General features: G+C 43.5%; 26 protein-coding genes and 1 other annotated feature. Of the genes, 9 read left to right on the forward strand and 17 right to left on the reverse strand.

Annotated features, from left to right (window positions below; genetic code table 11):
• Positions 1–44: 44 nt before the first annotated feature.
• The 7 genes from G327_RS0114490 to yoaA all read right to left on the reverse strand — a co-directional run bounded on the left by G327_RS0114490 (position 45) and on the right by yoaA (position 7,495).
• The gene (locus G327_RS0114490; RefSeq protein WP_019615514.1) at positions 45–1,442 is read right to left on the reverse strand and encodes a sodium-dependent transporter; all 1,398 of its coding nucleotides are present in this window, start codon (positions 1,440–1,442) and stop codon (positions 45–47) included.
• 250 nt (positions 1,443–1,692) lie between these two features.
• On the reverse strand, positions 1,693–2,265 hold the full coding sequence (locus tag G327_RS0114495) for a cell division protein ZapC domain-containing protein (protein ID WP_019615515.1): 573 nt from the start codon (positions 2,263–2,265) through the stop codon (positions 1,693–1,695).
• 21 nt (positions 2,266–2,286) lie between these two features.
• Positions 2,287–3,297, reverse strand: coding sequence for a quinone-dependent dihydroorotate dehydrogenase (gene pyrD, locus G327_RS0114500; protein ID WP_019615516.1), 1,011 nt, complete (start codon positions 3,295–3,297; stop codon positions 2,287–2,289).
• Positions 3,298–3,428: 131 nt separating this feature from the next.
• The gene (locus G327_RS0114505) at positions 3,429–4,217 is read right to left on the reverse strand and encodes a hypothetical protein (protein ID WP_019615517.1); all 789 of its coding nucleotides are present in this window, start codon (positions 4,215–4,217) and stop codon (positions 3,429–3,431) included.
• 49 nt (positions 4,218–4,266) lie between these two features.
• On the reverse strand, positions 4,267–4,566 hold the full coding sequence (locus tag G327_RS0114510; RefSeq protein ID WP_019615518.1) for a hypothetical protein: 300 nt from the start codon (positions 4,564–4,566) through the stop codon (positions 4,267–4,269).
• A 37-nt stretch (positions 4,567–4,603) separates the two neighbouring features.
• Entirely contained in the window at positions 4,604–5,320 is a 717-nt protein-coding gene (tsaB, locus tag G327_RS0114515) for a tRNA (adenosine(37)-N6)-threonylcarbamoyltransferase complex dimerization subunit type 1 TsaB (protein WP_019615519.1), read from the reverse strand.
• 252 nt (positions 5,321–5,572) lie between these two features.
• Positions 5,573–7,495, reverse strand: a complete 1,923-nt coding sequence (yoaA, locus tag G327_RS0114520) for a DNA repair helicase YoaA (protein ID WP_019615520.1) — start codon at positions 7,493–7,495, stop codon at positions 5,573–5,575.
• Positions 7,496–7,608: 113 nt separating this feature from the next.
• On the opposite strand from yoaA, the gene G327_RS0114525 reads away from it, so the two are divergent.
• Entirely contained in the window at positions 7,609–8,025 is a 417-nt protein-coding gene (locus tag G327_RS0114525) for a nitrous oxide-stimulated promoter family protein (RefSeq protein WP_019615521.1), read from the forward strand.
• Here G327_RS0114525 and G327_RS0114530 read toward each other — a convergent pair.
• The 7 genes from G327_RS0114530 to G327_RS0114560 all read right to left on the reverse strand — a co-directional run bounded on the left by G327_RS0114530 (position 8,015) and on the right by G327_RS0114560 (position 12,950).
• Positions 8,015–8,251 (reverse strand): hypothetical protein, encoded by a 237-nt coding sequence (locus G327_RS0114530; protein WP_019615522.1) that lies wholly within the window; start codon positions 8,249–8,251, stop codon positions 8,015–8,017. The genes G327_RS0114525 and G327_RS0114530 overlap by 11 nt on opposite strands.
• A gap of 197 nt (positions 8,252–8,448) precedes the next feature.
• Entirely contained in the window at positions 8,449–9,114 is a 666-nt protein-coding gene (locus G327_RS0114535; protein ID WP_033298372.1) for an HD domain-containing protein, read from the reverse strand.
• Positions 9,101–9,478 (reverse strand): PH domain-containing protein, encoded by a 378-nt coding sequence (locus G327_RS0114540; protein WP_019615524.1) that lies wholly within the window; start codon positions 9,476–9,478, stop codon positions 9,101–9,103. Before G327_RS0114540 ends, G327_RS0114535 begins: the two co-directional genes overlap by 14 nt.
• Positions 9,479–9,936: 458 nt before the next feature.
• A complete protein-coding gene (locus G327_RS26135) occupies positions 9,937–10,248 on the reverse strand; it encodes a hypothetical protein (protein ID WP_019615525.1) in 312 nt (103 codons plus the stop codon).
• 15 nt (positions 10,249–10,263) lie between these two features.
• Positions 10,264–11,730 carry a reductive dehalogenase gene (locus tag G327_RS0114550; RefSeq protein ID WP_019615526.1) on the reverse strand — a complete coding sequence of 489 codons (1,467 nt, stop codon included), beginning with the start codon at positions 11,728–11,730 and terminating at the stop codon, positions 10,264–10,266.
• Between the two features lie 39 nt (positions 11,731–11,769).
• Positions 11,770–12,396 (reverse strand): BamJ family beta-barrel-assembly machinery protein, encoded by a 627-nt coding sequence (bamJ, locus tag G327_RS0114555; RefSeq protein WP_019615527.1) that lies wholly within the window; start codon positions 12,394–12,396, stop codon positions 11,770–11,772.
• Positions 12,397–12,440: 44 nt separating this feature from the next.
• The gene (locus G327_RS0114560) at positions 12,441–12,950 is read right to left on the reverse strand and encodes a cytochrome c (RefSeq protein WP_019615528.1); all 510 of its coding nucleotides are present in this window, start codon (positions 12,948–12,950) and stop codon (positions 12,441–12,443) included.
• A gap of 289 nt (positions 12,951–13,239) precedes the next feature.
• Here G327_RS0114560 and G327_RS0114565 point away from each other — a divergent pair, with 289 nt between their 5' ends.
• Positions 13,240–13,794 (forward strand): TetR/AcrR family transcriptional regulator, encoded by a 555-nt coding sequence (locus G327_RS0114565; protein ID WP_019615529.1) that lies wholly within the window; start codon positions 13,240–13,242, stop codon positions 13,792–13,794.
• Here G327_RS0114565 and G327_RS0114570 read toward each other — a convergent pair.
• From G327_RS0114570 to G327_RS26880, 3 genes are all read right to left on the reverse strand, one after another.
• The gene (locus G327_RS0114570; protein WP_019615530.1) at positions 13,777–14,022 is read right to left on the reverse strand and encodes a hypothetical protein; all 246 of its coding nucleotides are present in this window, start codon (positions 14,020–14,022) and stop codon (positions 13,777–13,779) included. The genes G327_RS0114565 and G327_RS0114570 overlap by 18 nt on opposite strands.
• Positions 14,015–15,271, reverse strand: coding sequence for an FMN-binding protein (locus G327_RS24810; RefSeq protein WP_019615531.1), 1,257 nt, complete (start codon positions 15,269–15,271; stop codon positions 14,015–14,017). The genes G327_RS0114570 and G327_RS24810 overlap by 8 nt, the downstream gene beginning before the upstream one ends.
• 395 nt (positions 15,272–15,666) lie before the next feature.
• Positions 15,667–15,840 carry a hypothetical protein gene (locus G327_RS26880; RefSeq protein WP_019615532.1) on the reverse strand — a complete coding sequence of 58 codons (174 nt, stop codon included), beginning with the start codon at positions 15,838–15,840 and terminating at the stop codon, positions 15,667–15,669.
• A gap of 202 nt (positions 15,841–16,042) precedes the next feature.
• Between G327_RS26880 and G327_RS0114585 the strand changes: the two genes are divergently transcribed.
• The 7 genes from G327_RS0114585 (at position 16,043) to hisH (ending at position 22,416) form a co-directional block, all read left to right on the forward strand.
• Positions 16,043–16,843, forward strand: coding sequence for a substrate-binding periplasmic protein (locus G327_RS0114585; protein ID WP_019615533.1), 801 nt, complete (start codon positions 16,043–16,045; stop codon positions 16,841–16,843).
• A gap of 109 nt (positions 16,844–16,952) precedes the next feature.
• Positions 16,953–17,123: a DUF2986 domain-containing protein gene (locus G327_RS26575; RefSeq protein WP_019615534.1), complete on the forward strand. Its 171-nt coding sequence runs from the start codon at positions 16,953–16,955 to the stop codon at positions 17,121–17,123.
• Positions 17,124–17,267: 144 nt separating this feature from the next.
• Positions 17,268–17,390 (forward strand) — a sequence feature (His leader region).
• Between the two features lie 21 nt (positions 17,391–17,411).
• On the forward strand, positions 17,412–18,308 hold the full coding sequence (gene hisG / locus G327_RS0114595) for an ATP phosphoribosyltransferase (protein WP_019615535.1): 897 nt from the start codon (positions 17,412–17,414) through the stop codon (positions 18,306–18,308).
• Positions 18,309–18,310: 2 nt separating this feature from the next.
• Entirely contained in the window at positions 18,311–19,612 is a 1,302-nt protein-coding gene (hisD, locus tag G327_RS0114600; RefSeq protein WP_019615536.1) for a histidinol dehydrogenase, read from the forward strand.
• A 56-nt stretch (positions 19,613–19,668) separates the two neighbouring features.
• The gene (hisC, locus tag G327_RS0114605) at positions 19,669–20,739 is read left to right on the forward strand and encodes a histidinol-phosphate transaminase (RefSeq protein ID WP_019615537.1); all 1,071 of its coding nucleotides are present in this window, start codon (positions 19,669–19,671) and stop codon (positions 20,737–20,739) included.
• A 10-nt stretch (positions 20,740–20,749) separates the two neighbouring features.
• Entirely contained in the window at positions 20,750–21,820 is a 1,071-nt protein-coding gene (gene hisB / locus G327_RS0114610; protein WP_019615538.1) for a bifunctional histidinol-phosphatase/imidazoleglycerol-phosphate dehydratase HisB, read from the forward strand.
• Entirely contained in the window at positions 21,817–22,416 is a 600-nt protein-coding gene (gene hisH, locus G327_RS0114615) for an imidazole glycerol phosphate synthase subunit HisH (RefSeq protein WP_019615539.1), read from the forward strand. The genes hisB and hisH overlap by 4 nt, the downstream gene beginning before the upstream one ends.
• The last annotated feature ends 1 nt before the right edge of the window (position 22,417 follow it).

Genomic DNA, 22,417 nt, shown 5'->3' on the forward strand with positions numbered 1-22,417 from the left:
GCTTAGTTTTACCTAAACGGTTTTTATATAAAACACTCAATTCATTATTTGATAACGTCTAATAAACCAACTGAATTAGCAAATACGAACAGAATACCCAGCGGTGCTACCCAGCGCAGCAGCACCATTACCGTTGTAAACTGCCACTGTGCAAGGTTAAACTCTTCCTTGATCACTTCGGTTTTCATTACCCAGCCGGCAAACACTGAAATTAATAAACCACCGAGAGGCATTAATATATTAGCAGTCAGATAATCCAACATGTCAAAGATATTGCCGCCCATGAAACCAAAGTTAATTTGCGCCCACTCGGTACCGGCTAAAGAGAATACTGTCCCAAGACTACAAATCCAGATAGCAAGACCAGCAACAATTGCCGCTTTAACACGAGACATACCCTGGCGTTCTTCAAGATAAGCCGCTGTTGCTTCAAGTAAAGAGATTGCAGAAGTAAAAGCTGCAAACACAATCATGACAAAGAATAATGTTCCGACAAAATCACCCATCGGCATTGAACCAAAGGCAATAGGAAGCGACTGGAATAATAAGCCAGGGCCGGCACTCGGCTCTAAACCATGAGCAAATACAATCGGATAAATTGCTAAACCAGCAATTAAAGCAACCATAGTATCGGCAATAGCAATCATAATAGAAGTTTTTGCAATCGATACACCTTCAGGCAGGTAGGCACCATATACCATCATAATGCCAGACGCTAAACTAAGGGTGAAAAATGCATGGCCAAGTGCCACTAACATACCTTCAATAGTCAGTTTAGAAAAATCGATATCAAACATGAATGAAAAAGCGGCGGCAAAGTCACCAACAACGGCAGAGTAAAACATAATTGCTACAAGCAGTACTAATAACGCCGGCATTAAGTAAGTAACGGCTGTTTCCAAACCACTTTTTACACCTTTCGATATTACGTAGACAACAGCAAGCATAGTTAATGTTGTCCAGATCAGCAGCTGCGGAACACTGCTTACTAAGTTACCAAATAAAGTCCCGATTGCTTCTGCGTTTGTTGCAGGATCAGCAGCTGCAGCACTAAATTCACCGCTGCCGGCGAAAAATACATAAGCGGCAGCCCAGCCGGCAATAACAACATAGAAACTTAAAATTAAGAAACCAGCTAATACGCCCATTGTACCGATAATAGACCAGTGCGATGAATGTCCGGCTTCTGTTGCCACGTGCGCAACGGCATTAGCAGGTGTAGAACGGCCTCGTTTACCAATAACAACTTCGGCCATCATGACAGGAATACCAATGAATAAAACACATACTAAGTAGACAAATACAAATGCACCACCGCCGTATTCCCCCATAATATATGGAAATTTCCAGATATTACCTAACCCTACCGCAGCCCCCGTTGCTGCTAAAATATACGCGTATCGACTCGACCATCGGTTGGAAACATGTGTATCAGTACTCATTTAGAACCTTTAATTTTTTGGAAAGATGGCTCTTTATAGTCACTTTAAGAAATGAATTCAATAGTCAGTAAATATTAAAGACACCAAGAATTCACGAATTTAAAATCAAAGCTTGCGTAAAACAACCAAAAACCAGAATAAAAAATCAATATAGGCGGTTTTTGTGGAATATTTATTCATGTTAAATTTAAGTAAAAATTAACAAAATGAGGAGGTAAAGTGGGATCAGGCTAACATCAAAATAAAAATGTTAAAAAATCTGGTAGGAATTCCAGCTGTTTTCAGCTTCGACTTCAGGTACAGATATTTTATCCCGCGTTACTTTGACAATCTGAAACTGCTTTAAGGATTTGCTCGCGGTCAGGGCATGAGAATTACCCACTAACATACATAAAACAAAATCATCACTATTTTCTAAGACTAAATAATCACCAGTCTGAGCGGCTCCAGAGGAAGTTAAAGTTACCCGGTCACCTTTATTAACTTCCGGACTGCTGCTGTTGACCGATTTAAATAACCAGCTTTTGGGCATAAGCGGTTTATGGAACAATCCCACCGCTAATATATGAACAATAATAGTGCACGATACTTCCGGCGGGAAGTCACTTAATGAGATGCTGTCAAAAAGTTCAATATAATTGGCAACATCTTCAATGGTAAAAAAAACAGGATCAGATGAGTGAAAAGCCAGCATATTTGCTTTATAGACGATATCGATATAATAATCGCCCATGTTCAGCATCAATGTTGCTCTTTCGGTATCGAACTGCCACTGCCAGTTCGCTTTAGGGCTAAAGTCCGTCATCAAACCGGAACTGCTCATATTAAATCCCGCTCCGTTAAATCAAATATTATTCACGATCTGCTTAACTAACTGCGGACCATTGTAAATAAACCCAGAATAAATCTGAACCAGGCTTGCACCGGCATCGATTTTTTCTTTAGCCGCTATCACTCCGTCAATACCGCCGACACCAATAATTGGAATCTCACCCTGTAGATGAGATGCAAATTTAGCAATAACCACTGTACTTTTACTCTGCAGAGGACGACCGCTTAAGCCGCCTGCCTCTCCGGCATGCGACATACCTTTGATCATTTCACGATCCAGTGTGGTATTGGTTGCAATCAAACCGTCAATTTTATATTTAAGCAGTGATTTTGCGATAGACTCAATTTCATCATCGCTTAAATCTGGAGCGACTTTTAACGCCAGCGGCACATACTTGCCGTGTTTTTCGTGCAGTTCTTTCTGACGTGTTTTTAATGCATCTAATAATTCATCCAGCGCTTCTCCGTACTGTAATGAACGCAGTCCGGGAGTATTTGGTGAAGAGATATTTACCGCTATATAACCGGCGTGCAGATAAACTTTATCCATACAAAGCAGGTAGTCATTTTTACCTTCTTCAACGGGTGTCGAGAAGTTTTTACCTATATTAATACCAATAACACCTTTGAAGTTACTGTCTTTAACATTAGCGATTAAGTTATCAACACCGTGGTTATTAAAGCCCATACGGTTGATAATGCCTTCTGATTCTAAGACACGAAATATACGCGGAGATTCATTACCCGGCTGAGCAACCGGCGTCACTGTACCGATTTCAATATGTCCGAATCCCATCGCACCAAAAGCATCGATACATTCGCCGTTTTTATCAAGACCGGCGGCTAAACCGACTGAATTTGGAAAAGTCAGCCCCATTACATTAACCGGCCGCTGCTGCACTTTCTGACGGTAAAAGAGATCCAGGATAGTACCATGGGTTAATTTAAGTTGTTTTATAGAAAGATCATGTGCTTTTTCAGGATTTAGCATGAATAAAAAGCGGCGCATAATTTGATAAAGCATAACAGAGACCTTTTAAGTAAAGTAAACAATTAATTTGCCGTATTGTACCGTTTATCTGTTAAACGTGAACTATAAATAGCTAAATAAATTAATTAATCCTTATTACAAATAATGTCTTAGCCGTTACTCAGCTACTGCACAACAATTTTCTGATAACTATGAACGCGAGCCCGCCAGCCTTTTAACCAGCGGAACTCTTTTTTCGGTGCATTTTTTACCCGCCTTGTTAATACCTCATCGGCTGACAAACCAAATGCATATAAAACATTATCATATTCAACGGGCATGTTAAGCAGTACTTGTTTTAGCCCCCACCCCTGCCCTTGATAACGCTCTTTTTTAGATAAACCTTCGCCTTTAAAATTAACGTAATCAAGCAGAGAAAAAACACCTTCCGGTGTGGCTGTCATGCGTTTGATATGTTTATTAACAATTTTTTTCTGAGCTTTTGTGCTGCTGTCGATGATATGAGGAATAGCAGCTTCCAGACGTAAAATAATAAATTTAACCTGTAGTTCAATATGTTGACTTAAAAAAGTTCTTAACCCGCTCAGCTGCTCCTGATCAAATTCCTGATAAAATTGTTCACGGCTTTTCCAGGGAGCAAGTTTAGTTTCAGCCAGCCACTGCGGCAGGGTTACGCCGTTCTTTTCAAAGTAGGCTAATAATTCTGGAAACTGTTCTTTGAACGGTCCTTTCTGTTCAGTGGGATACCAGATAAAATGCCCCAACCCAAGAGAGGGGAAATCTTCATCACGGTTCCAGGAAGTAAGGTGCTGCAGTTTCTGCTGCCCTTCATTTTTCCAGATTAACTGACCTAATGCATCAGCCTGCTTTTCTGTCAAAGCAATTGAATAAGAATGACTAGCAGCCGTTAAGCTGAATAATAATAAACCAATAAAAGAAATAATACGAAACATGCACTAAGCCTATAGAATAAACAATAAAGGAAATAATTAAACGGAAAGATTAAACAACGAAATGAAAACTCATACTGCTCATTATCGCTTCACGCTGTTCTTGCACTGCAACCTGCTGGTAGGCATCTACAGCACCTCTCTGCTTAAAACCAGGCTGGTCGTATCCAAGTGTTTTATGAAGAGAGTCCTGCTGTTTTTCAGAAAGTATCATCGAAAATTCAGCAGATTTGGCTTTTTTAGTGACAGGCGCAAGCTCGCTGACACCGGCCTGCGGCGAACTTTTGACAGTCGGCGCCTTACCCGTATTAACCGGTCTTGTTACAAAAGATGTATTATTTTGTATTGCCATTAATAATCCAGCCACTAAATAAAAAGAAAATAGTTAACTACTCTCTTCCTGGTAATTTTTTCCAGGTTACTTTATCACGTAAATAAACCGGCGCGGCTAATTCAGGTAAAACAGCCAGTGATTTTTCTACGCAACTCACAACTTCATCGAGCATATATTTTGCGCTAGGAAATTCAATATCCAGTTTTAACGCATTTTTAAAATATTCCGCTAATTCAGGATAAGCCCCCCAGCCGGAGCCGACCAGAACCGAATCAGCGGCAACATCTAATTCAAGCGCCAATAAATCGACAGGTTTAACCACAACCTCTTCGTTTACCAGTACCATCAATTCATCTTTAAGCTGGTAATGTGCAAAATAAACCTCACCCATTCGTGCATCAATTGCAGCATATACATCCGCAGCCTGCTGTGTTTTAAAGGCCTGCTGCGCCATTGCCTGTAATGTTGATACACCAACCATCTTTTTTTCTATACCGAATGCTAAACCCTGTGCAATACTGATGCCAATTCTTACGCCGGTAAAACTACCCGGGCCGCGACCGTAAGCCAGAATATCAATTTCAGGCAGTGTTAACCCCGCCTGCTGCAGTACCTGCTCAACCGTTGGTAATATTTTTTTAGTATGCTCGCGAGGCGCCAGCATAAAATGGTCACTAATTACCTGTTGTTTTTCTTCACTTTGACAAAGCACTGCCACTGAACACGCTTCAGTTGAGGTATCAACACATAAAACATTTAACTTATTAGACATATTTGGCCTGTATATTTTTTTAATTAATTCTGTCGGTTTTCAAAAATCTTTTCTTTATTAGCATGCATGACACAACAATGATTACGGGTAAACTAATCGATATTTGTCAAAAACTCTATCGCATTATCTAGAGTTCGAGTACATAGCTTTTACATAAACCATGCAAGTGTAACTAATCGATATTTTCCAAAAATTCTATAGCGTTATCCAGTGATCTTGTGCATGACTTTTAAATAAATCATGCAAGACAAACTAATCGATATTTTCCAAAAATTCTATAGCGTTATCTAATGATCTTGTCCGCGGCATGCAAGGTAAACTATTCAGGAATAAATTACCATATTTACGCGTCACCAGTCGTGTATCACAGACTATCAAGACTCCTTTATCCTGCTCTGCCCGGATCAGTCGTCCGACACCTTGTTTAAACGTGATCACCGCCTGCGGTAACTGTACTTCAGCAAAAGGATCTTTTCCCTTAAGCTGTGCATCTTCCATGCGCGCTTTTAATAAAGGCTCTTCGGGTGAGCTGAATGGGATTTTATCGATAATAACACAGGATAAAACCTGCCCGCGCACATCTACTCCTTCCCAGAAACTGCCCGTTGCCACCAGCAGTGCATTACCATGACTGACAAATTCATCGAGTAAAGCCTGTTTACTTTTTTCCCCCTGCAGTAACACCGGAAAGGTTAATACCTGCCTAAAGCCGGCTGCCAGTTGATTCATCATGGCATGACTGGTACATAAGAAGAAACAACGCCCTTTACCAGCGCGGATAACCGGTGCAAGTTCCTCTATCAATTTATCAGCAAGCCCGGGCGTGCCCGGCTCAGGTATTAAGCGAGGCACAACAAACAAAGTCTGCTTAGCATAATCAAAGGGACTGCTCAGCTGCAGACAGCGGCTGCTTTGTAAACCTAACAATTGTGTAAAATGGTCAAACTGCCCTTTTACCGATAAAGTTGCTGAAGTAAAAATCCAGCTTGCTTCCTTTTTCTGACACTCTACCTGAAAACGGTCAGCGACGCTGAGCGGCGTGATATTTAGTGAAAAGTGCTGTTTAGTACAGTCAAACCAGTAACTGAATCCGGTTTCATTAACACTGTTCAATTTTTTAAATAATAAAGTAAACTGCGTTAATCGTTCAAAGCAGTGATCTAATACTTCACTTTTACCCAGACGGTCAGTAATCACTTCCGTTAAAAAGGACATAACCTGCTCCAGGCGCTGTACATGCAGCTGCATCACCCGCTCACGAGATTTATCCCGCCAGCTGCCGGTGCCTTTATCCATAGCAAAAGCCAGGCGAAAATCCAAAACCGTTAAACGCAGCTGCTCAGCCGCTTTAGCCATCTGTTTCGCCTCACGAAGTTCTGTGCGGTAAACAAAATCAATTTCTTTAGCAAGCTCAGTAAACTGACGGCTAGAAAGCGACTCACCAAAATAAACGCTGGCAATATCAGGCAGCTGATGGGCCTCATCAAAAATATATACCCCTGCTTCCGGCATCAATTCGCCGAACCCGGTTTCTTTTACCGCTAAATCAGCAAAAAACAGATGATGGTTAATCACCACCAGATCCGCTTCCATCGCTTTCTTGCGGGCTTTAACAATAAAACAATCATCGAAGCTCGGACACTCGCGTCCCAAACAGTTGTCATTACTGCTGGTAATAGCCGGGATGATAAATGCGTCTTCTGCAAGATCATCTATCTCGGCGATATCGCCTGTTTTAGTTGATAAAGACCAGTTTTTAACTTTCACCAGCTCAATCTGCTGCGCTTTGTCCTTATGTTTACTTTCCAACATAAAACGATTCAAACGCTCATTACAGAGGTAGTTACTGCGGCCTTTCAGCAGAGTTACAGAGCCGCTGAAGTCTGTTGCTTCCACCAGCAGCGGTAAATCTTTGGCAAACAACTGCTCCTGCAGTGCTTTACTACCCGTGGAGATAATAATTTTAGGGGAGACCGCTTTATCGAAGGATAATAATGCCGGCGCTAAATAAGCAAAGGTTTTACCCGTACCGGTTTCTGCTTCAACCACTAGCGGCTGTTTATTTTTAATCGTGTCAGCGACTGCCTCGGCCATTTCAACCTGAGCATCACGTGCAATAAAATGAGGCAGTCTTTTACTTAACGCACCAGAAGATGAAAAAAAAGATGATATCAAAGCGGTAAACTCTTTGGGTATAATAGTAATTATCTATATTCTACGTGAATTATTAAATAGATCACAACTCCATAGGCATTCAACTCGGCTATATCAATAAGACATTAACAAATATGAATAAACAGCATTTTCTGCCGGCCAGATTAGGTATCGAATTCAAAACCATCAAAGCGATGGTTAATATCTACTGCCGGGCTCACCATAACAGTTCAAATGAATCAGCTCCCTGCGCTGAATGCCTGGAGTTTATCGACTATGCCAATGAAAAATTAGACCGCTGCCCCTATGGACAAAACAAACCAACCTGTAATAAATGTCCTATTCACTGTTATAAAAAACAGCAGCGTGAACAGGCAAGAAAGATTATGCGCTACGCAGGACCACGTATGTTATTAAGGCATCCTGTTTTGGCCGTAAAACATTTGTTAGCAGAAAAAGTCCCCGTCCCGGAAAATTACACGAGTAAGTCTTCCAACCGCCATGTGCGAAAATCACAGAGTAAAGAGAAACCAGAAGGGATTAAACGGTAACATCAATATGTGACTCAACTTCATCCTTTTCATTGTTAGTCTGCTTCGCCCGGACTTTAATTTTCTGCAGAATATGGGTACTTTCTTCAATATCCTCCGGGGATACATTATTTTTCCGGTTCGAGGCCTGATACTTTTTAAGTTTATGATTAGCTATTTTAGCGTCATTCAAGGGCTTAAACGTATAAGTACGATTGATAAACTGCGTAATCAGGTGCTGGCTCATTTATCCTCCGGAACTCTATCGAGTGTTAATAATTAAAATGTCTTCTAATTAACTTATCGGCACCTTGTACAATTTCTTAATAAATCATTTTGACTTTAATTTCATCTCATGACGAATAAACTGATATTCAGGCGCTAATATTTTATCCTCCATAGTAAGTATATACCCTGAACAAGCGGCCGGAAACAACTCCTAGACTAATCGTCAACGAGTGAAATTTCCTGCTTTAACTGCGTTAGAAAATCCTGCATAAACAATGTTCTTTTACGAGCTTCAACTTTTGCCGATTCGGTATTAACGGTATCGGCAATCAACAGAAGCTTTTTATAAAAATGATCAATCGTATATTGTGCATCATCGGGTTCACGTAAGCGGCAAAAGGGATCATCAGCCTGGTAGAGCGGCCTGTGCAGAGCAGTACTAACCTGAATACAGCGGCTTATACCAACAGCGCCTAATGCATCAAGACGGTCTGCATCCTGGACTATCTGTGCCTCTATCGTTAAGGGGGTAATATCAGCACTGAAACTATGCGCAGCGACGGCGTGGTGAACGCCTTCAAAATACTGTTCGGGATAACTAATACTGCGCAAAAACTCAACGGCTTTATCGGCCGCATATTTTGAACCGTTACGGCGGTCCGGGTGATCTTTAGCAAATGAGAAACAGTCATGCAGCCAGGCTGCAGGAATAACAATTTCACTAACTGCATTTTCATGCAGACATAATCCCTTCGCCGTTTTTACTACTCTTAATACATGCTCAAAATCATGCGCTAAATCCGTTTTCATTTCCCCCCGGATAAAAGCCGCCAGCTGCTGTTCTAGTTTGTTCAAAAAACGTTCCTTTTCAAGTAAGTACATAAACACTGATCATGCGGTTAAAGGCAACAATATCAAACTCTCCTTTTATCTCAAAAGTAACTTTACCGACTGCGCTGATATAGATTTGTATTTCACAATCTAAATCTAAAGAGCCCGATGTTTCGATAGAAAAAGCCTGAATTTTACTGAAAGGGATAGAGGTATAATCGACTTTAGAGCCGGTAATTCCCTGCACATTAGCGGCAATAATGCGCTTATTGGTAAAAACTACCTGGTCGCGAATTGTTTTAAATACGGCAAAAATATCTTCACCATCGATTAGAAACCTACTGAAGTCCTCTCTTGCTTTACTGTTATCTATCGGCTTTAACTTAAATATTGCGGAGTTATCGAAATCTATCATCATTAATTCCTTAAATTACAAATACCTAAATAAAATAGCTTGCGCAGACAGCTTATGCTCAATAATAAAAACAAGCAAAATGAAAATATAAAAATACAAAGAAAAACAGCGGGGATAAAAAAGGCCGGTAGTTTACCGGCCTGATAAAGGTAATATTAAGCTGCTTGAGATTTATCCCCATGTTACCTCAAGATGCTTTGTCAGGCGTTAGCTCGGATACCAGAGCAAGGCGCAATATGAGGTAATTGTTATTCACTTTTCGATTGTTGCAACGCAGGGCTGGTTTTCGAGCTAACGCCCTGTAGGGCAAGGCAACATACACCAATCTGCGTTGTTATAAAATCTCTATGGAGAATAACTATAAAAGAATTAAAGTGTTTATTTTAATTCTACCGAAAAGAATTAACGCAGTTAATTGCTCGAAAGGTTCAATTTTATGCCTAACATCTCGGCGTAATTTACCTTGCTGACTTTGCATCTTGAAGTATCATGGGTATATTAAGCCCCGGTGCTACTAGATGACGCCAGGTCATAATAATCACCACCAGGCCGGAACCGCTGAACAGCGATAAGCCCATCGCACCGGATTGCGGGTAGCCCTCAAGAAATGAAGACCAGCACCAGGCAACACCGACTAATATATCCACCACCCCGCCGAAAAGCAGCGGTAATGTATACCATTTAAGATCAATAACACGATGGACATAAACCATCACGTTAATTGCTAACATACTGATAATTCCCAGTGAGAACCATTGTAGTGCTTCCATTGCCTTTCTCCTCAGTTATCCGGCTGTGCCGATATTATTTTTCATAGAAGTATTAGTACGCATATCTTCACCGGATACCCAGAATTTCTCGACCTTAGCAGGAATAGGATCCCGGCTTTGACCGCCGTAACCGAATGCCGGATGCCCTTCCGCCATCAGACTGTGAACAAATTTAGGCATATACGGATTGACGGCCATAATCATCCAGTGATGCCAGAAATCCGGCTCATTAAAGGTACAGCTGGCAACACAGTTCAGGCAGGAGGTATCATTGTCCATCCAGAAGTTGAAACATTTTTTAGCATCGGAGTAAAACTTCTTAATGCCGATATGGTTGTTCCAGGTGTAATCGGGCTCATCGCTGAACTCATAGGTCGGTGCGAAACTAGTATCATCATCCTGGCTGATTGCGCCGGAAGGACAGGCATCGGCACATTTCTTACAGCTTTTACAAAATTCAGTGATCCCCCAGGTACGCGGCTGATCGTAAGCATCTTCGAAGTCGATATTAGTAAACACCTTACAAAGACGAACACGCGGTCCCATACCCGGTACGATAACTGAGCCGTTGCGTCCGCCTTCACCAAGACCAGCCTGAATTGCATATGCCACGGAACTCGCCAGATCGTTGCCGGCGCCCACAGCGTTGTAACCGCAGCCGCGGATAAACTTAGCTATTTGACAGGCAATCTTACTCATATCACTGTAACCGTTACCGGTAGCTCCCTCAGCAGTCCAGGACGGCGCAGTAGCGACATTGTCGTAGTCCATCGGTGTGGCAATAACGATCACTGATTTCGGCTTAAACGGAAAGTCTTTCTCCCAGGACAGAGTACGCTCTTCGACTAAATCGTAGAGCGGATCATAAACAAAACGTTTATCAAACTTCGCGATCCCAACACGTACGGCGCCAAACAGACGCCCTGTCGAGCGGATCATATCTGCGGCACGTTTACCGCTTCCCCAGTCAAACTGTTCTTCATGTATATCAGCCTGACTCCAGCTGTGCATCGGCGTATTCGGCTGGGTAAAAGCTGCAGCACGGGATTTAGCTACAACCAGAGGATACCAGGCGGCATGGCCTATTGCGCGGTCCGCCTGACCGTAACCAGGCTTGTTATTATCAAAGTGATCGCGGTTTTCAAATGTCTGCAGCGCCCGGTTAAAGTTAAAGTCCTTTTTCTGCAGACGCGCATATTGTGCACCGCGCTCAGGGTTTCTAACCTGTGACAGGTGATAACTGGTTGCATGACATAACATCACATCACGCTGATCTTTCGGTTTAAAATTTTCATCAACAACGATCCCCGGGGTATTCAGTGAGCCCTGCAGTGAGGTTTTAGAAGCGCCTAATACAGCTCCTCCGCCTAAAATCGCAGCGCCGCCGGCCGCCGCTGTTCTCTTAAAAAAGCTCCGACGCGACATATTCGGCAGTTCATCTTCTGCTTCGAGTTCTTTGTGATTTTCAACTTGATTTGTCATAATTTTTAATTCCCTTCATCTAACAATTTGCGGCCAAAATCACACGACTTCGATTAATTCGAGGTCAAAGATCAAGGCTGCATTTCCTGGAATTTGCGGTTGTTTACCCACTTCGCCGTAAGCCAGTTCGGCAGGTACATATACCCGCCATTTAGAGCCCTGAGGCATCAGCTGTAATACTTCGGTCCACCCGGGGATCACTCCCTGAATTGGAAATTCAGCTGCTTCACCACGTTCAATAGAGCTGTCGAAAACATCGCCGCTGATCAGCATGCCGTGATAATGAACGATTACGTTATCTACCACACCGGCCCGGCGCCCTTCCCCCATTTCAATCACCTTGTACTGCAGACCGCTGTCAGTCATGATAATCCCGGGTTTCAGGGCATTTTCTGACATAAAGGCCTGGCTGCGTCCCGCTTGTCTGCCGGCTTCTTTTTGGCGCAGCGCTTCTACACGGCCGACGATAGTTTTAAATGCACTTTCGACCTGCTGGTCGGTAATCGGTGCATTTTTTGCGTTGAAACAGTCCAGCATACCGGCAATGGCAACATCAGTATCCAGACCGTCAAAGTTATGGCTCAGAAGATGGTGACCGAACTGCCAGCCCATGCCGTAACTAACTTTGTGTTCATCTGATTCAAGTGCGGGGGTAATTTCTCTCATAATATTTAACCTCGTATTACAAATTAGTTATAAAGCAATGATTCTTAGTGTCCGGCCGGCGTCGGCGGCAAAGGTAAAATAACTTCTGTACCGGGTTTCATAAAACTGCGGTGGCAGGCATTACAGGCTTGAACGGTTGTGCCGAACGCCTGCATCGCAACATCAGATTCATGATTACGGGCGGCCATGCGCAGGCTGAAGGCCGCCAGTTTCAGATCTGCTGAAAGCTCCTGAAATTCTGTTTTTCGCTGCAGCAGATCATCGCGCGTATTACTGTCTGCAAATGAGCCGGGCACAAAGAAGAAATCGTTATACATCTGCGAGATCTGCTCTAGTGCATCGACTCTATTGAGCAGAGTAAATCCGTTCCATTTTTTCTGTCCCGAGGCGATAGCCCCTGCGTCCATCAGGGTCGCTCCCATCAGGCGATGAACTCCCTGACGGGCCATAACTGCAGGTTTAGCCTGTGAATACGGATCCGGCATTTTATCTGCTCCAGCAGCGCTGCATAAAGCACTGCTGAGCAGCGCAAAAGTAATTACTGTCTTTTTCATTGTAAAAATTCCCTGACTACATACTTCAAGAGGCAAGACGCTTAGCACCATATAACTACTTAGAATGCGACTGATAACTTAAAGGGTTAACAAGCGGCTGCTAATTAGAGATAATAGATTTATTCGCTTACCAGACGAACTAAGTACCAACTGGTACATACACTGCAATCATACTAAACCTCATGTACGCCTTAGTACATAAGGTGACTGAAAAAATATGAAATTTGCTTGCATTTCAAACAACCTCTTGACTTAGATCAAGAATAACCTTGGTGATATTAGGATCAGCATGACCAATAAAATTAAACGGCAGCGTTTTTCAAAAAATGAATGGCTTGAAGCAGGATTGACAATGCTGGCTACTCAAGGAGTGGACAAGCTCACAATCGGCAGCTTGTCGCGTACAGTTGGTGTCGCTAAGACCAGTTTTTACTGGCACTTTAAAGACAGACAGGATCTGCTCGATCATATGCTCGAATATTGGATCTCCGAGTTCAACACGGTACTGACGGACAACCCGGAACTGCTCCCGCTTCCTGCCGAACAGCGCCTGCAGGCGATAGCAGATACGGTTACCGGACAGGAACTGGCAAAGTATGAGTTAGCCATCCGCGCATGGGCAAGTCATGATCAGTCAGCCCAGACCGTATTCGACAGCATGCATTACCGACGAATGGCTGTTATTAAACAGTCTTTTGCCGATGCCGGCTTCGATCCGCTCGAGCAGGAAACCCGAGCCCAGGTTTTCAACTGCTATCTCAACTGGGGCAATGTAATGCACAGTGATACTGCTGCATATACAAAAGTTGTTAAGGATTTGATCCCGCTATTGCTGAAACCTTAGCACCGGCTCTTTTATCATTGGCACGGCTGCGCTCTCGGCACTGTTCTCTAACGCCTGCTGCTGCTGGTAAAAACTAACAGCAGCATCCAGCGGATGTTTAGCGGCAATCAGCAACGCAGACTGAGCAAAATATATCAGTAACATCATTAAGGTGATGGCGGCTATTATAGTGCTGAAACTGTGCTGACTGCGGCTTGCCTGCCTACTGGTTTGTTGAACTTTAGCCATGCTTCCTCCTGATATTATGCTGATATTGTTCTGCGGACTGAACCTCGATTGCCTGGGATTTACTCAACTTAACTGTGCTCAGTTTATTAAGCGCCTGACGCCGCGAACGTACTAAAGTATTGAGGCTGAAACCAACCGGGCAGAAAAGACGGCACCAGAAATCAGGTATAAACAATGCACCAAATAAAGAGAGCGGCAGTAGATACCACTGCACCCCCGTTCCCTGTAGAGAAAACATCATAGAGAAAGGTTCGTATGAACCCATTGCCGGATGGTGCGACAGAAAAATCAGCATCATAGAAAACCAGATTAATGTCATAATCAGACCGCGCGAATGTTTAGCCCAGGTCTTGTTAACGGGCAGTTTCATACCGGTTATTTTATGCAGTAACATCTGTACCGCCGAGAAGGGACATAACTTTCCACAATAAATATTTTTACCGAGCAGAAAAACAGCGCCAAGAACGGAGCTCATCATAATCCACCAAATCGGAGACTGTTTCGGATCTGGAATGTAACCCATTAGCAAACCGCCCAGAGAGCCGATACTTAACGAAGCATTAATATAAAAGCCGATAAAACCCAGGCTCACCAAGGGAATAAGCAGCTTCAGTTTAGTGTTAAAAGCATTTTTGGCATAACAGCTGTATATCACCACTAGAATAAGCAGCAGCAGCAGTCCGTCATTAAGCTCAAAGTGCCACTGCTCTGCCTGCCAGCCGGGATCCAGATCTAAACGCTGAACAGCGCTCAAATGCATCGCATTCTGTACAGCCTTGGCAATACCCCGCGACGAAACAGTCGCACCAGTAACCCCGTCGATATCATCGCCGATAATAAAGTCTGCAGTAACTTCCTTCCCGTTAAATTCCCGATAGAAATTCTGTTTAGCCAGACGGGCAATAAAAGGCGGCGACTCACGATCGGAAAGCAGAGTCACCTTATTGATATAACCCTGCTTTTCCGTTTCACTTACAGCCACCGCTAAAATCAGCGGCCCGCCGAAGCCCTGACCTTCGGCGATCAAAATCAGATCTGCTTCAGGCAGATCTTTATGATGACGCAGAAACGCTAACGGTCCATTGCCTTTAGCCGGTGCAGAGGTAAATGTAGAATTGGGGAAATGCTGCGACAGCAGCTGCACATAGTTAGTTTTGGCCGCCAGGTGACCAATAGCAAATGCACATAATAAACTTAACCAGGCTAATACCGTTATTAATTTAGATATTCCAGACTTGGAGCGACTCATACTCAATTTCCTCAGAGAGCCCGTACTCGAAAGCTGAACAGAACAACGCAAACAAAGTACTAAGCGGTACATATAATACACAGAGTAACTCACATGTACCCCGAGGTACATATTGATTACTCCATTAATCTGCTCTCTAAGCAAAATTCATCTGCTTGTTTGATCCAAATCAACAGAGCCGTCAGCCTCCTAATATCCGCCCGACGCGGACACAGAAGAAAAAACGGTCATTTTAAGAAGCTTGTTATTCAACTGCCTGAACCGCTAGCCCCCCCCAGTGCCCAGCAGCTGCCGATGGAGTTTTAATCAATAGTAACAATACGTTACAGGCAAGATCTGTTAAAAACTGATTAACGATAATGTTGTAATAAGCACTTTCAGAGTTGGATTTATACTCATGCCGGTATTACAAGATCACTAAAATCAGCAATCATAATCAAGTCGCTTAACTGATGAACCCGGGCGGCATCATTCTGCAGCTGCCGCCATTTTTGATAATTTGCAGGTGAATTTTCCGCAGAGTATTGGTAGTCTTGTTCGCCGACAGCACTGCCACCTGTAACAGCCACAGGCTGTAATAAAATAAGCAGTCACCTGAACTGACAATAAAAATACATATTTTTTGTCTCCTGATAAATATACAGGCAAGCATACACAACAACAGGTTAAGGAAGAGTTAAGACAAGCAGCACGCTCAGGACAGCGGTGCTTTCAGCACGAATAGCGAGGCTGAACTATCTTTAAGTAAGTAAATAATGCAAAGGATTTTGTGTGTTAAAAATTTTTTATCTGGTGCTTTCTTTTTTTATTTCATCCGCATGTTTCGCACAAACAATAGAGCTGGTGACTCTGCAGTACCCCCCCTACGAATATCAAGGTGAGTCAGAGGGGGAGGTTAAAGGTATTGTTGTTGATATCATTGAAGAAGTATTTGAACGCTTAGATGTACCGATTAATATCAAGATATTACCCTGGGCAAGAGCCATCAGGTATATTGAAGAAGGCCAGGCTGATGCCATTTTTACTGCCTTTAAAAACCCGGCTCGAGAACAGTTTGCCGATTTCTCCCGCGAAATACTGATGCCTCAGACAATATCTTTGTTTGTCAGGGCCGATTCTAAAATAAAATATGACGGTAACCTGGCAAGTCTTTCCAACTACACCATCGGCGGTGTCAACAGTGTCAGTTACGGCACAACCTGGGATCAGGCAGTTAAAGACGGGGTAATAACCAAACTGCAGTTAAGCAACAGCGGTGAGCAGAATATGAAAAAACTGCTGGCGGAACGCCTGCCGATAATTGTCAGCAATAAATACGGCGCCTATGATATTGCCGGAAAAATGAATCAGCTTGTTGATATTCGTGAATTGAAACCCGCACTGCAGAGTGTGCCCAGTTATATTGCTTTTTCTAAAAAACGTAATTTAAGCCGGCTGCGCGACAAATTTGATACAGTCCTAAGAGAGATGAAGCTTGACGGCAGCTATGAGCATATTATTAATGCTTATCTAGAACAGTCAGTCGAATTATATCCGCATCATGCACAAATATCCGAATCAGCCAGCCGCTGAAAAATTAACTATGCGGTGTAAATTCTGCACTTAGCAGCCGCCGCTTTGACTTGTGTTTGCGGTGCAGTTCTTTACAATGCTCTTATTATATTCAGCTAGGAAAAGATCCATGAACAGAAAGAAAAAAATTAACAGCATTCTAAAAAAACGTGTTAAACAGATGAATGCCAAAAAAAATCCTAGTCAGAAAGACAAGTATATTTCTAAAGCAGAACGTGCCAGATTAGAAGCCTTAGAAACGGCTCCAGAACAGCAGAATGAAAGTCTGACGAGTGAATAATCAGTATTTGTGCATAAATATTCCATCATTTACTCAAATTTTGTGCAAATAACAGTTCACTTTTAAGAACAACATTGATAGTCTACAAACACTTAAATTTATAGAGAATTAGCAAACCATGAAAAAAGTTATCCTGAAAGCACTACATCACCATCATCATATCACCTAATCTTTCAGGATTTTATTCTTGGGAGATGTTTCATATTCTTCCAGTGGTTTGCACAAAATTTAACCCCCGGAAGGCTCACCTCCCGGGGGTTTTTTAGTTTTTAAGACAAGGAAAATACAATGCCAGAACAACGTTTAAGAATCGCAATACAAAAGAAAGGCCGTTTAAGTGACGACACGGTTAAATTATTAAAAGCCTGCGGCATTAAAGTAAATTTAAACACTCAGCGCTTAATTGCCCACAGTGAAAATATGCCTATCGATATTCTGCGTGTACGCGATGATGATATCCCGGGCTTAGTAATGGACGGTGTGGTTGACCTTGGTTTTATCGGTCAGAACGTACTTGAAGAAGAGAGCATGATGCGTGCGGCAGCCGGTGAGCCGACTGCCCATAAAGTGGTTAAAGATCTTGCTTTCGGCGGCTGTCGCTTCTCAATTGCAGTAGATAATGATTTTGATTATCAAGGGGTTGAGTCTCTTTCCAACCTGCGTATTGCAACAACTTACATTCATATTCTGAAACGTTTCATGGAAGAAGCCAAGGTTCCTTACACTTCTTGTATGCTTACCGGCTCAGTAGAAGTTGCACCGCGTGCAGGTCTTGCAGATGCAATTTGTGACCTTGTTTCAACGGGCGCGACACTTGAAGCAAATGGTCTTAAAGAAGTAGAGGTTATCTACCGCTCTACTGCTGTATTAATGCAGCGTGATCAAGCTTTATCTGGTGACAAACAAGATTTAGTGAACCGACTTTTAACACGTATTGACGGCGTACAGACAGCTAAAGAATCTAAATACATCATGCTTAACGCACCAAAAGAAAACCTTGACGCGATTACCGACTTACTACCGGGTTCTGACCGTCCAACCGTCATGGCATTAGCCGGCAGCACAGATCATGTTGCCCTGCATGTAGTCAGCAAAGAAAACCTTTTCTGGGAAACAATGGAACAGCTGAAAGACCTGGGTGCAAACTCTATTTTAGTTTTACCAATTGAAAAAATGATGGAGTAATTATGCAGTCAGGAATGCAGACGGTTAACTGGTCAGGCTTATCAAACGAGCAGCAGGTTTCATTACTTTCCCGACCTGCTATGGCAGATTCTTCAGCGCTGAGTAATACAGTCGCTGAAATCATATCCGCCATCCGCAGTGACGGTGATAAGGCCCTGCTTGATTACACTAAACGTTTTGATAAGTTAGAAGGTGAAACTTTCACCATTACTGAACAGGATATTAAGCAGGCGGAAACGCGCTTAGGTGATGAAATCAAAACCGCTATCACAACCGCTTATAACCAGGTGGTTAAGTTTCATACAGCGCAGGTTCAGGACATTATCACAGTTGAAACCATGCCCGGCGTTGTTTGTGAAATGCATACTCAAGCGATTGAGTCTGTCGGTCTGTATATTCCAGGCGGCAGTGCGCCGCTTCCTTCAACGGTTATTATGACCGGCGCACCGGCGCAGATTGCCGGCTGTGAGCGCATCGTTTTATGTTCACCGCCGCCGCTTGCCGATGAAATTTTATTTGCAGCCTCACTATGCGGCGTAAATGAAATTTACACAGTAGGAGGCGCACAAGCCGTTGCAGCACTGGCTTACGGTACAGAAACCATCGGCGCAGTTGATAAAATATTCGGCCCGGGCAACTCCTTTGTAACCGAAGCGAAACGTCAGGTTAGTAATGATTTTGCCGGTGCAGCCATTGATATGCCGGCTGGTCCGTCAGAAGTATTAGTGATTGCCGATCAAGATGCAGATCCGGCATTTATTGCTGCTGACCTTTTATCACAGGCTGAACACGGTCATGATTCGCAGTCAATTTTAGTCACACCGAGTCAGCAGGTTGCCGAGCAGACTGCTGTTGAAATCAGTAAGCAGCTGGCTGTGTTAGAACGCCGTGAAATTGCTGAAAAAGCACTGGCACACAGCGTAAGCATTGTTTGTGAAGATATTACTCAGGCAGTGGAGATTTCCAACCGCTACGCACCTGAACATCTTATTGTGCAGACTAACGCGCCGCGCGCCCTGCAGCCGTTACTTAAGAATGCCGGCTCAATCTTCTTAGGTGCCTGGACGCCGGAATCTGTCGGTGATTACGCCAGCGGTACAAACCATGTATTACCGACTTACGGTTATACACGTACCTATTCAAGCTTAGGTTTAGCAGACTTTAGCAAGCGTTACACAGTACAGGAACTAAGTGCTGACGGACTGCGTAATTTGGCGCCGACAGTAACCTGTCTTGCAGACGCCGAAGGCTTAACTGCACATAAACGAGCGGTCACTATCCGTATGGATAAATTGAATAAGTAGATTATTAACGGGGCTAAAATCTGCGCCCCGCATTCAAGCTAGGGAAATAGAAAGACATGAGTGACATCAAACACCTCGCCCGAGAAACGGTGCAAGCATTAACCCCTTATCTTTCTGCTCGTCGTATCGGCGGAACGGGTGAAGTCTGGTTAAATGCCAACGAATCCCCAGACTGTAATGAGTACCAGCTCGACTCAAGTAACCTCAACCGTTATCCGGAGTTCCAGCCTCCGGCATTAATCAATGCTTACGCACAATATGCCGGCCTGGACAACAGCCAGGTACTGACTACACGCGGCGCTGATGAAAGCATTGAAATTCTTATCCGCACTTTTTGTGAACCGGGTACAGACAGCATCTTAATCTGCCCGCCGACTTACGGTATGTATGCAATCAGTGCAGAAACCTGCGGCGTGGAAATTGAAGAAGCTGCACTGGACAGTAACTTTAATGTTGATTATCAGGCGGTCAGCAGAGCGGTAAACAGAGAAGGCGGCAGAGTTAAAATTGTTTTCTTATGCGCGCCTAACAACCCCACCGGTAATATGCTCGATAAACAAAAGTTAGTTGAGCTGTTAGAGGCGACTAAAGGTAAAGCACTCATTGTTGCCGACGAAGCTTATATTGAATTCTGCCCGGAGCTCACTCAGGCCGATTTAATTGCCCTGCATGAAAATCTAGTTATCACCCGAACCTTATCCAAAGCTTTTGCTTTGGCGTCAATCCGCTGCGGTTTTACCCTGGCGCAGGCAAGCGTGATTGAAATGCTGTCAAAAGTGATTGCACCGTATCCAGTACCGGATCCTATTGCGCAGATCGCAACACAGGCTTTATCAGCAGAAGGTTTAAAAATCATGCGCGAGCGTGTGACAATATTAAATAACAACCGCGCACTGCTTAAAGAGCAGATGCAGCAGCTGCCCTGCGTAAAAGAGGTATTTCCGGCAACCGGTAATTATCTGCTGGTACGCTTTGAAGATTCGGCAAAAGTCTTTCAGGCCTTTGCTGAAGACGGCATTATTATGCGCGACTTTGCAAATAAACCTCGTTTAGAAAACTGTATTCGTATCACCATCGGCTCAAAAGCTGAAATGGAATCAACTTTAACCACTTTAAATTCGCTGTAGGGAACAAATAATGAGTAAACAAAAATTTCTATTCATCGACCGTGACGGAACGTTAATTGATGAGCCGATCAGTGATAAGCAGGTAGATAGTTTAGAGAAACTAAAGTTTGAAGCAGATGTTATTCCCAGCTTATTAACACTTCAGGATGCCGGATATATTCTGGTTATCGTATCTAATCAGGATGGTTTAGGCACAGACAGCTACCCGCAGTCAGACTTCGATATTCCACAGAATAAAATGATGGAAATCTTTGCCTCACAGGGCGTAAAATTTGAAGCTACTCTGCTTTGCCCGCATTTCCCGGAAGATAACTGCAGCTGCCGTAAGCCGCATTTAGGCATGGTCAGCGAGTACCTGAAATCTGGACGCATCGACTTTGCAGAGTCTTATGTGATCGGCGACCGTCATACCGATATCGGTCTTGCAGACAATATGGGCATCAGCGGTATTCTATATAACAAAGAAACACTGGGCTGGAAGCAGATTGTTAAGCAGCTGACCACTAAAGGACGCATTGCCTCAGTTACCCGTACCACTAAAGAAACCGACATAAATGTATTTGTTGATTTAGATACAACGGGCGAAAACAGCATCGATACCGGCATGGGTTTCTTTGATCACATGTTAGATCAGATTGCCACGCACGGCGGTTTCCAGATGAATGTTGCTGTTAAAGGCGATCTGCATATTGACGATCACCACAGCGTTGAAGATACCGCTCTGGCACTTGGCGAAGCATTAAACAAAGCACTTGGTGACAAACGCGGCATCGGCCGCTTCGGTTTTGTTCTGCCGATGGACGAAACTAAAGCCAGCTGTACACTGGATCTGTCCGGCCGTCCGTACCTTAAATTTAAAGCGGACTTCCCGCGTGAATTAGTGGGAACTATGTCAACGGAAATGGTTGAGCATTTCTTCTACTCGCTTGCACAGTCAATGGGGGCAACACTGCACCTGGAAGTTGAAAACGGTAATGCGCACCATATGGTTGAAGGCTTATTTAAAACATTCGGCCGTACGCTGCGTCAAAGTATTCAAATTGTCGGTACCGACTTACCTTCGAGTAAAGGTGTTTTATGATAGTAATTATTGATACCGGCTGCGCTAATTTATCATCGGTCAAATTTGCCATTGAACGTTTAGGTTATAACGTCACCGTCAGTAAAGATCCTGTTGTACTGCAGCAGGCGGATAAACTGTTTTTACCCGGTGTCGGCACCGCTAAAGAAGCGATGGCAAACTTAATAGAGCGTGATTTAGTTCAGCAGATTAAAAACCTCACTCAGCCGGTTTTAGGCATCTGTTTAGGTATGCAGATGTTAGCGCAGGCTTCTGAAGAAGGTTTTGGTGAGCATCCTCTTATCGAAACCTTAGGTATTGTTGAAGGTAATATCGAGAAGATGGAGGTAGCACCGCTGCGTTCTCCGCACATGGGCTGGAACCAGGTGACTCCTAAGCTGGATGATCCTCTGTTCAAAGATATCCCGGCGGGCAGTTACTTCTATTTTGTACACAGCTATGCGCTGCCGGTAAATGACAATACCATTGCTAGTTGTGATTACGGCAGCCCGTTTACCGCGGCTGTTAACAAAGACAATTTTTACGGGGTGCAGTTCCACCCTGAACGTTCCGGTAAAGCCGGTGCGCAGCTGATTAAAAACTTTCTGGAGCTTTAAT

The organism is Psychromonas ossibalaenae ATCC BAA-1528, assembly GCF_000381745.1.
GTDB lineage: Bacteria > Pseudomonadota > Gammaproteobacteria > Enterobacterales > Psychromonadaceae > Psychromonas > Psychromonas ossibalaenae.

Excerpts from the sequence above, each read along its gene's own strand:
- G327_RS0114490 (WP_019615514.1), bottom strand. The coding sequence starts at position 1,442 with ATGAGTACTGATACACATGTTTCCAACCGATGGTCGAGTCGATACGCG.
- G327_RS0114495 (WP_019615515.1), bottom strand. The coding sequence starts at position 2,265 with ATGAGCAGTTCCGGTTTGATGACGGACTTTAGCCCTAAAGCGAACTGG.
- pyrD (WP_019615516.1), bottom strand. The coding sequence starts at position 3,297 with ATGCTTTATCAAATTATGCGCCGCTTTTTATTCATGCTAAATCCTGAA.
- G327_RS0114505 (WP_019615517.1), bottom strand. The coding sequence starts at position 4,217 with ATGTTTCGTATTATTTCTTTTATTGGTTTATTATTATTCAGCTTAACG.
- G327_RS0114510 (WP_019615518.1), bottom strand. The coding sequence starts at position 4,566 with ATGGCAATACAAAATAATACATCTTTTGTAACAAGACCGGTTAATACG.
- tsaB (WP_019615519.1), bottom strand. The coding sequence starts at position 5,320 with ATGTCTAATAAGTTAAATGTTTTATGTGTTGATACCTCAACTGAAGCG.
- G327_RS0114525 (WP_019615521.1), top strand. The coding sequence starts at position 7,609 with ATGAATAAACAGCATTTTCTGCCGGCCAGATTAGGTATCGAATTCAAA.
- G327_RS0114530 (WP_019615522.1), bottom strand. The coding sequence starts at position 8,251 with ATGAGCCAGCACCTGATTACGCAGTTTATCAATCGTACTTATACGTTT.
- G327_RS0114535 (WP_033298372.1), bottom strand. The coding sequence starts at position 9,114 with ATGTACTTACTTGAAAAGGAACGTTTTTTGAACAAACTAGAACAGCAG.
- G327_RS0114540 (WP_019615524.1), bottom strand. The coding sequence starts at position 9,478 with ATGATAGATTTCGATAACTCCGCAATATTTAAGTTAAAGCCGATAGAT.
- G327_RS26135 (WP_019615525.1), bottom strand. The coding sequence starts at position 10,248 with ATGGAAGCACTACAATGGTTCTCACTGGGAATTATCAGTATGTTAGCA.
- G327_RS0114550 (WP_019615526.1), bottom strand. The coding sequence starts at position 11,730 with ATGACAAATCAAGTTGAAAATCACAAAGAACTCGAAGCAGAAGATGAA.
- bamJ (WP_019615527.1), bottom strand. The coding sequence starts at position 12,396 with ATGAGAGAAATTACCCCCGCACTTGAATCAGATGAACACAAAGTTAGT.
- G327_RS0114560 (WP_019615528.1), bottom strand. The coding sequence starts at position 12,950 with ATGAAAAAGACAGTAATTACTTTTGCGCTGCTCAGCAGTGCTTTATGC.
- G327_RS0114565 (WP_019615529.1), top strand. The coding sequence starts at position 13,240 with ATGACCAATAAAATTAAACGGCAGCGTTTTTCAAAAAATGAATGGCTT.
- G327_RS0114570 (WP_019615530.1), bottom strand. The coding sequence starts at position 14,022 with ATGGCTAAAGTTCAACAAACCAGTAGGCAGGCAAGCCGCAGTCAGCAC.
- G327_RS24810 (WP_019615531.1), bottom strand. The coding sequence starts at position 15,271 with ATGAGTCGCTCCAAGTCTGGAATATCTAAATTAATAACGGTATTAGCC.
- G327_RS26575 (WP_019615534.1), top strand. The coding sequence starts at position 16,953 with ATGAACAGAAAGAAAAAAATTAACAGCATTCTAAAAAAACGTGTTAAA.
- hisG (WP_019615535.1), top strand. The coding sequence starts at position 17,412 with ATGCCAGAACAACGTTTAAGAATCGCAATACAAAAGAAAGGCCGTTTA.
- hisD (WP_019615536.1), top strand. The coding sequence starts at position 18,311 with ATGCAGTCAGGAATGCAGACGGTTAACTGGTCAGGCTTATCAAACGAG.
- hisC (WP_019615537.1), top strand. The coding sequence starts at position 19,669 with ATGAGTGACATCAAACACCTCGCCCGAGAAACGGTGCAAGCATTAACC.
- hisB (WP_019615538.1), top strand. The coding sequence starts at position 20,750 with ATGAGTAAACAAAAATTTCTATTCATCGACCGTGACGGAACGTTAATT.
- hisH (WP_019615539.1), top strand. The coding sequence starts at position 21,817 with ATGATAGTAATTATTGATACCGGCTGCGCTAATTTATCATCGGTCAAA.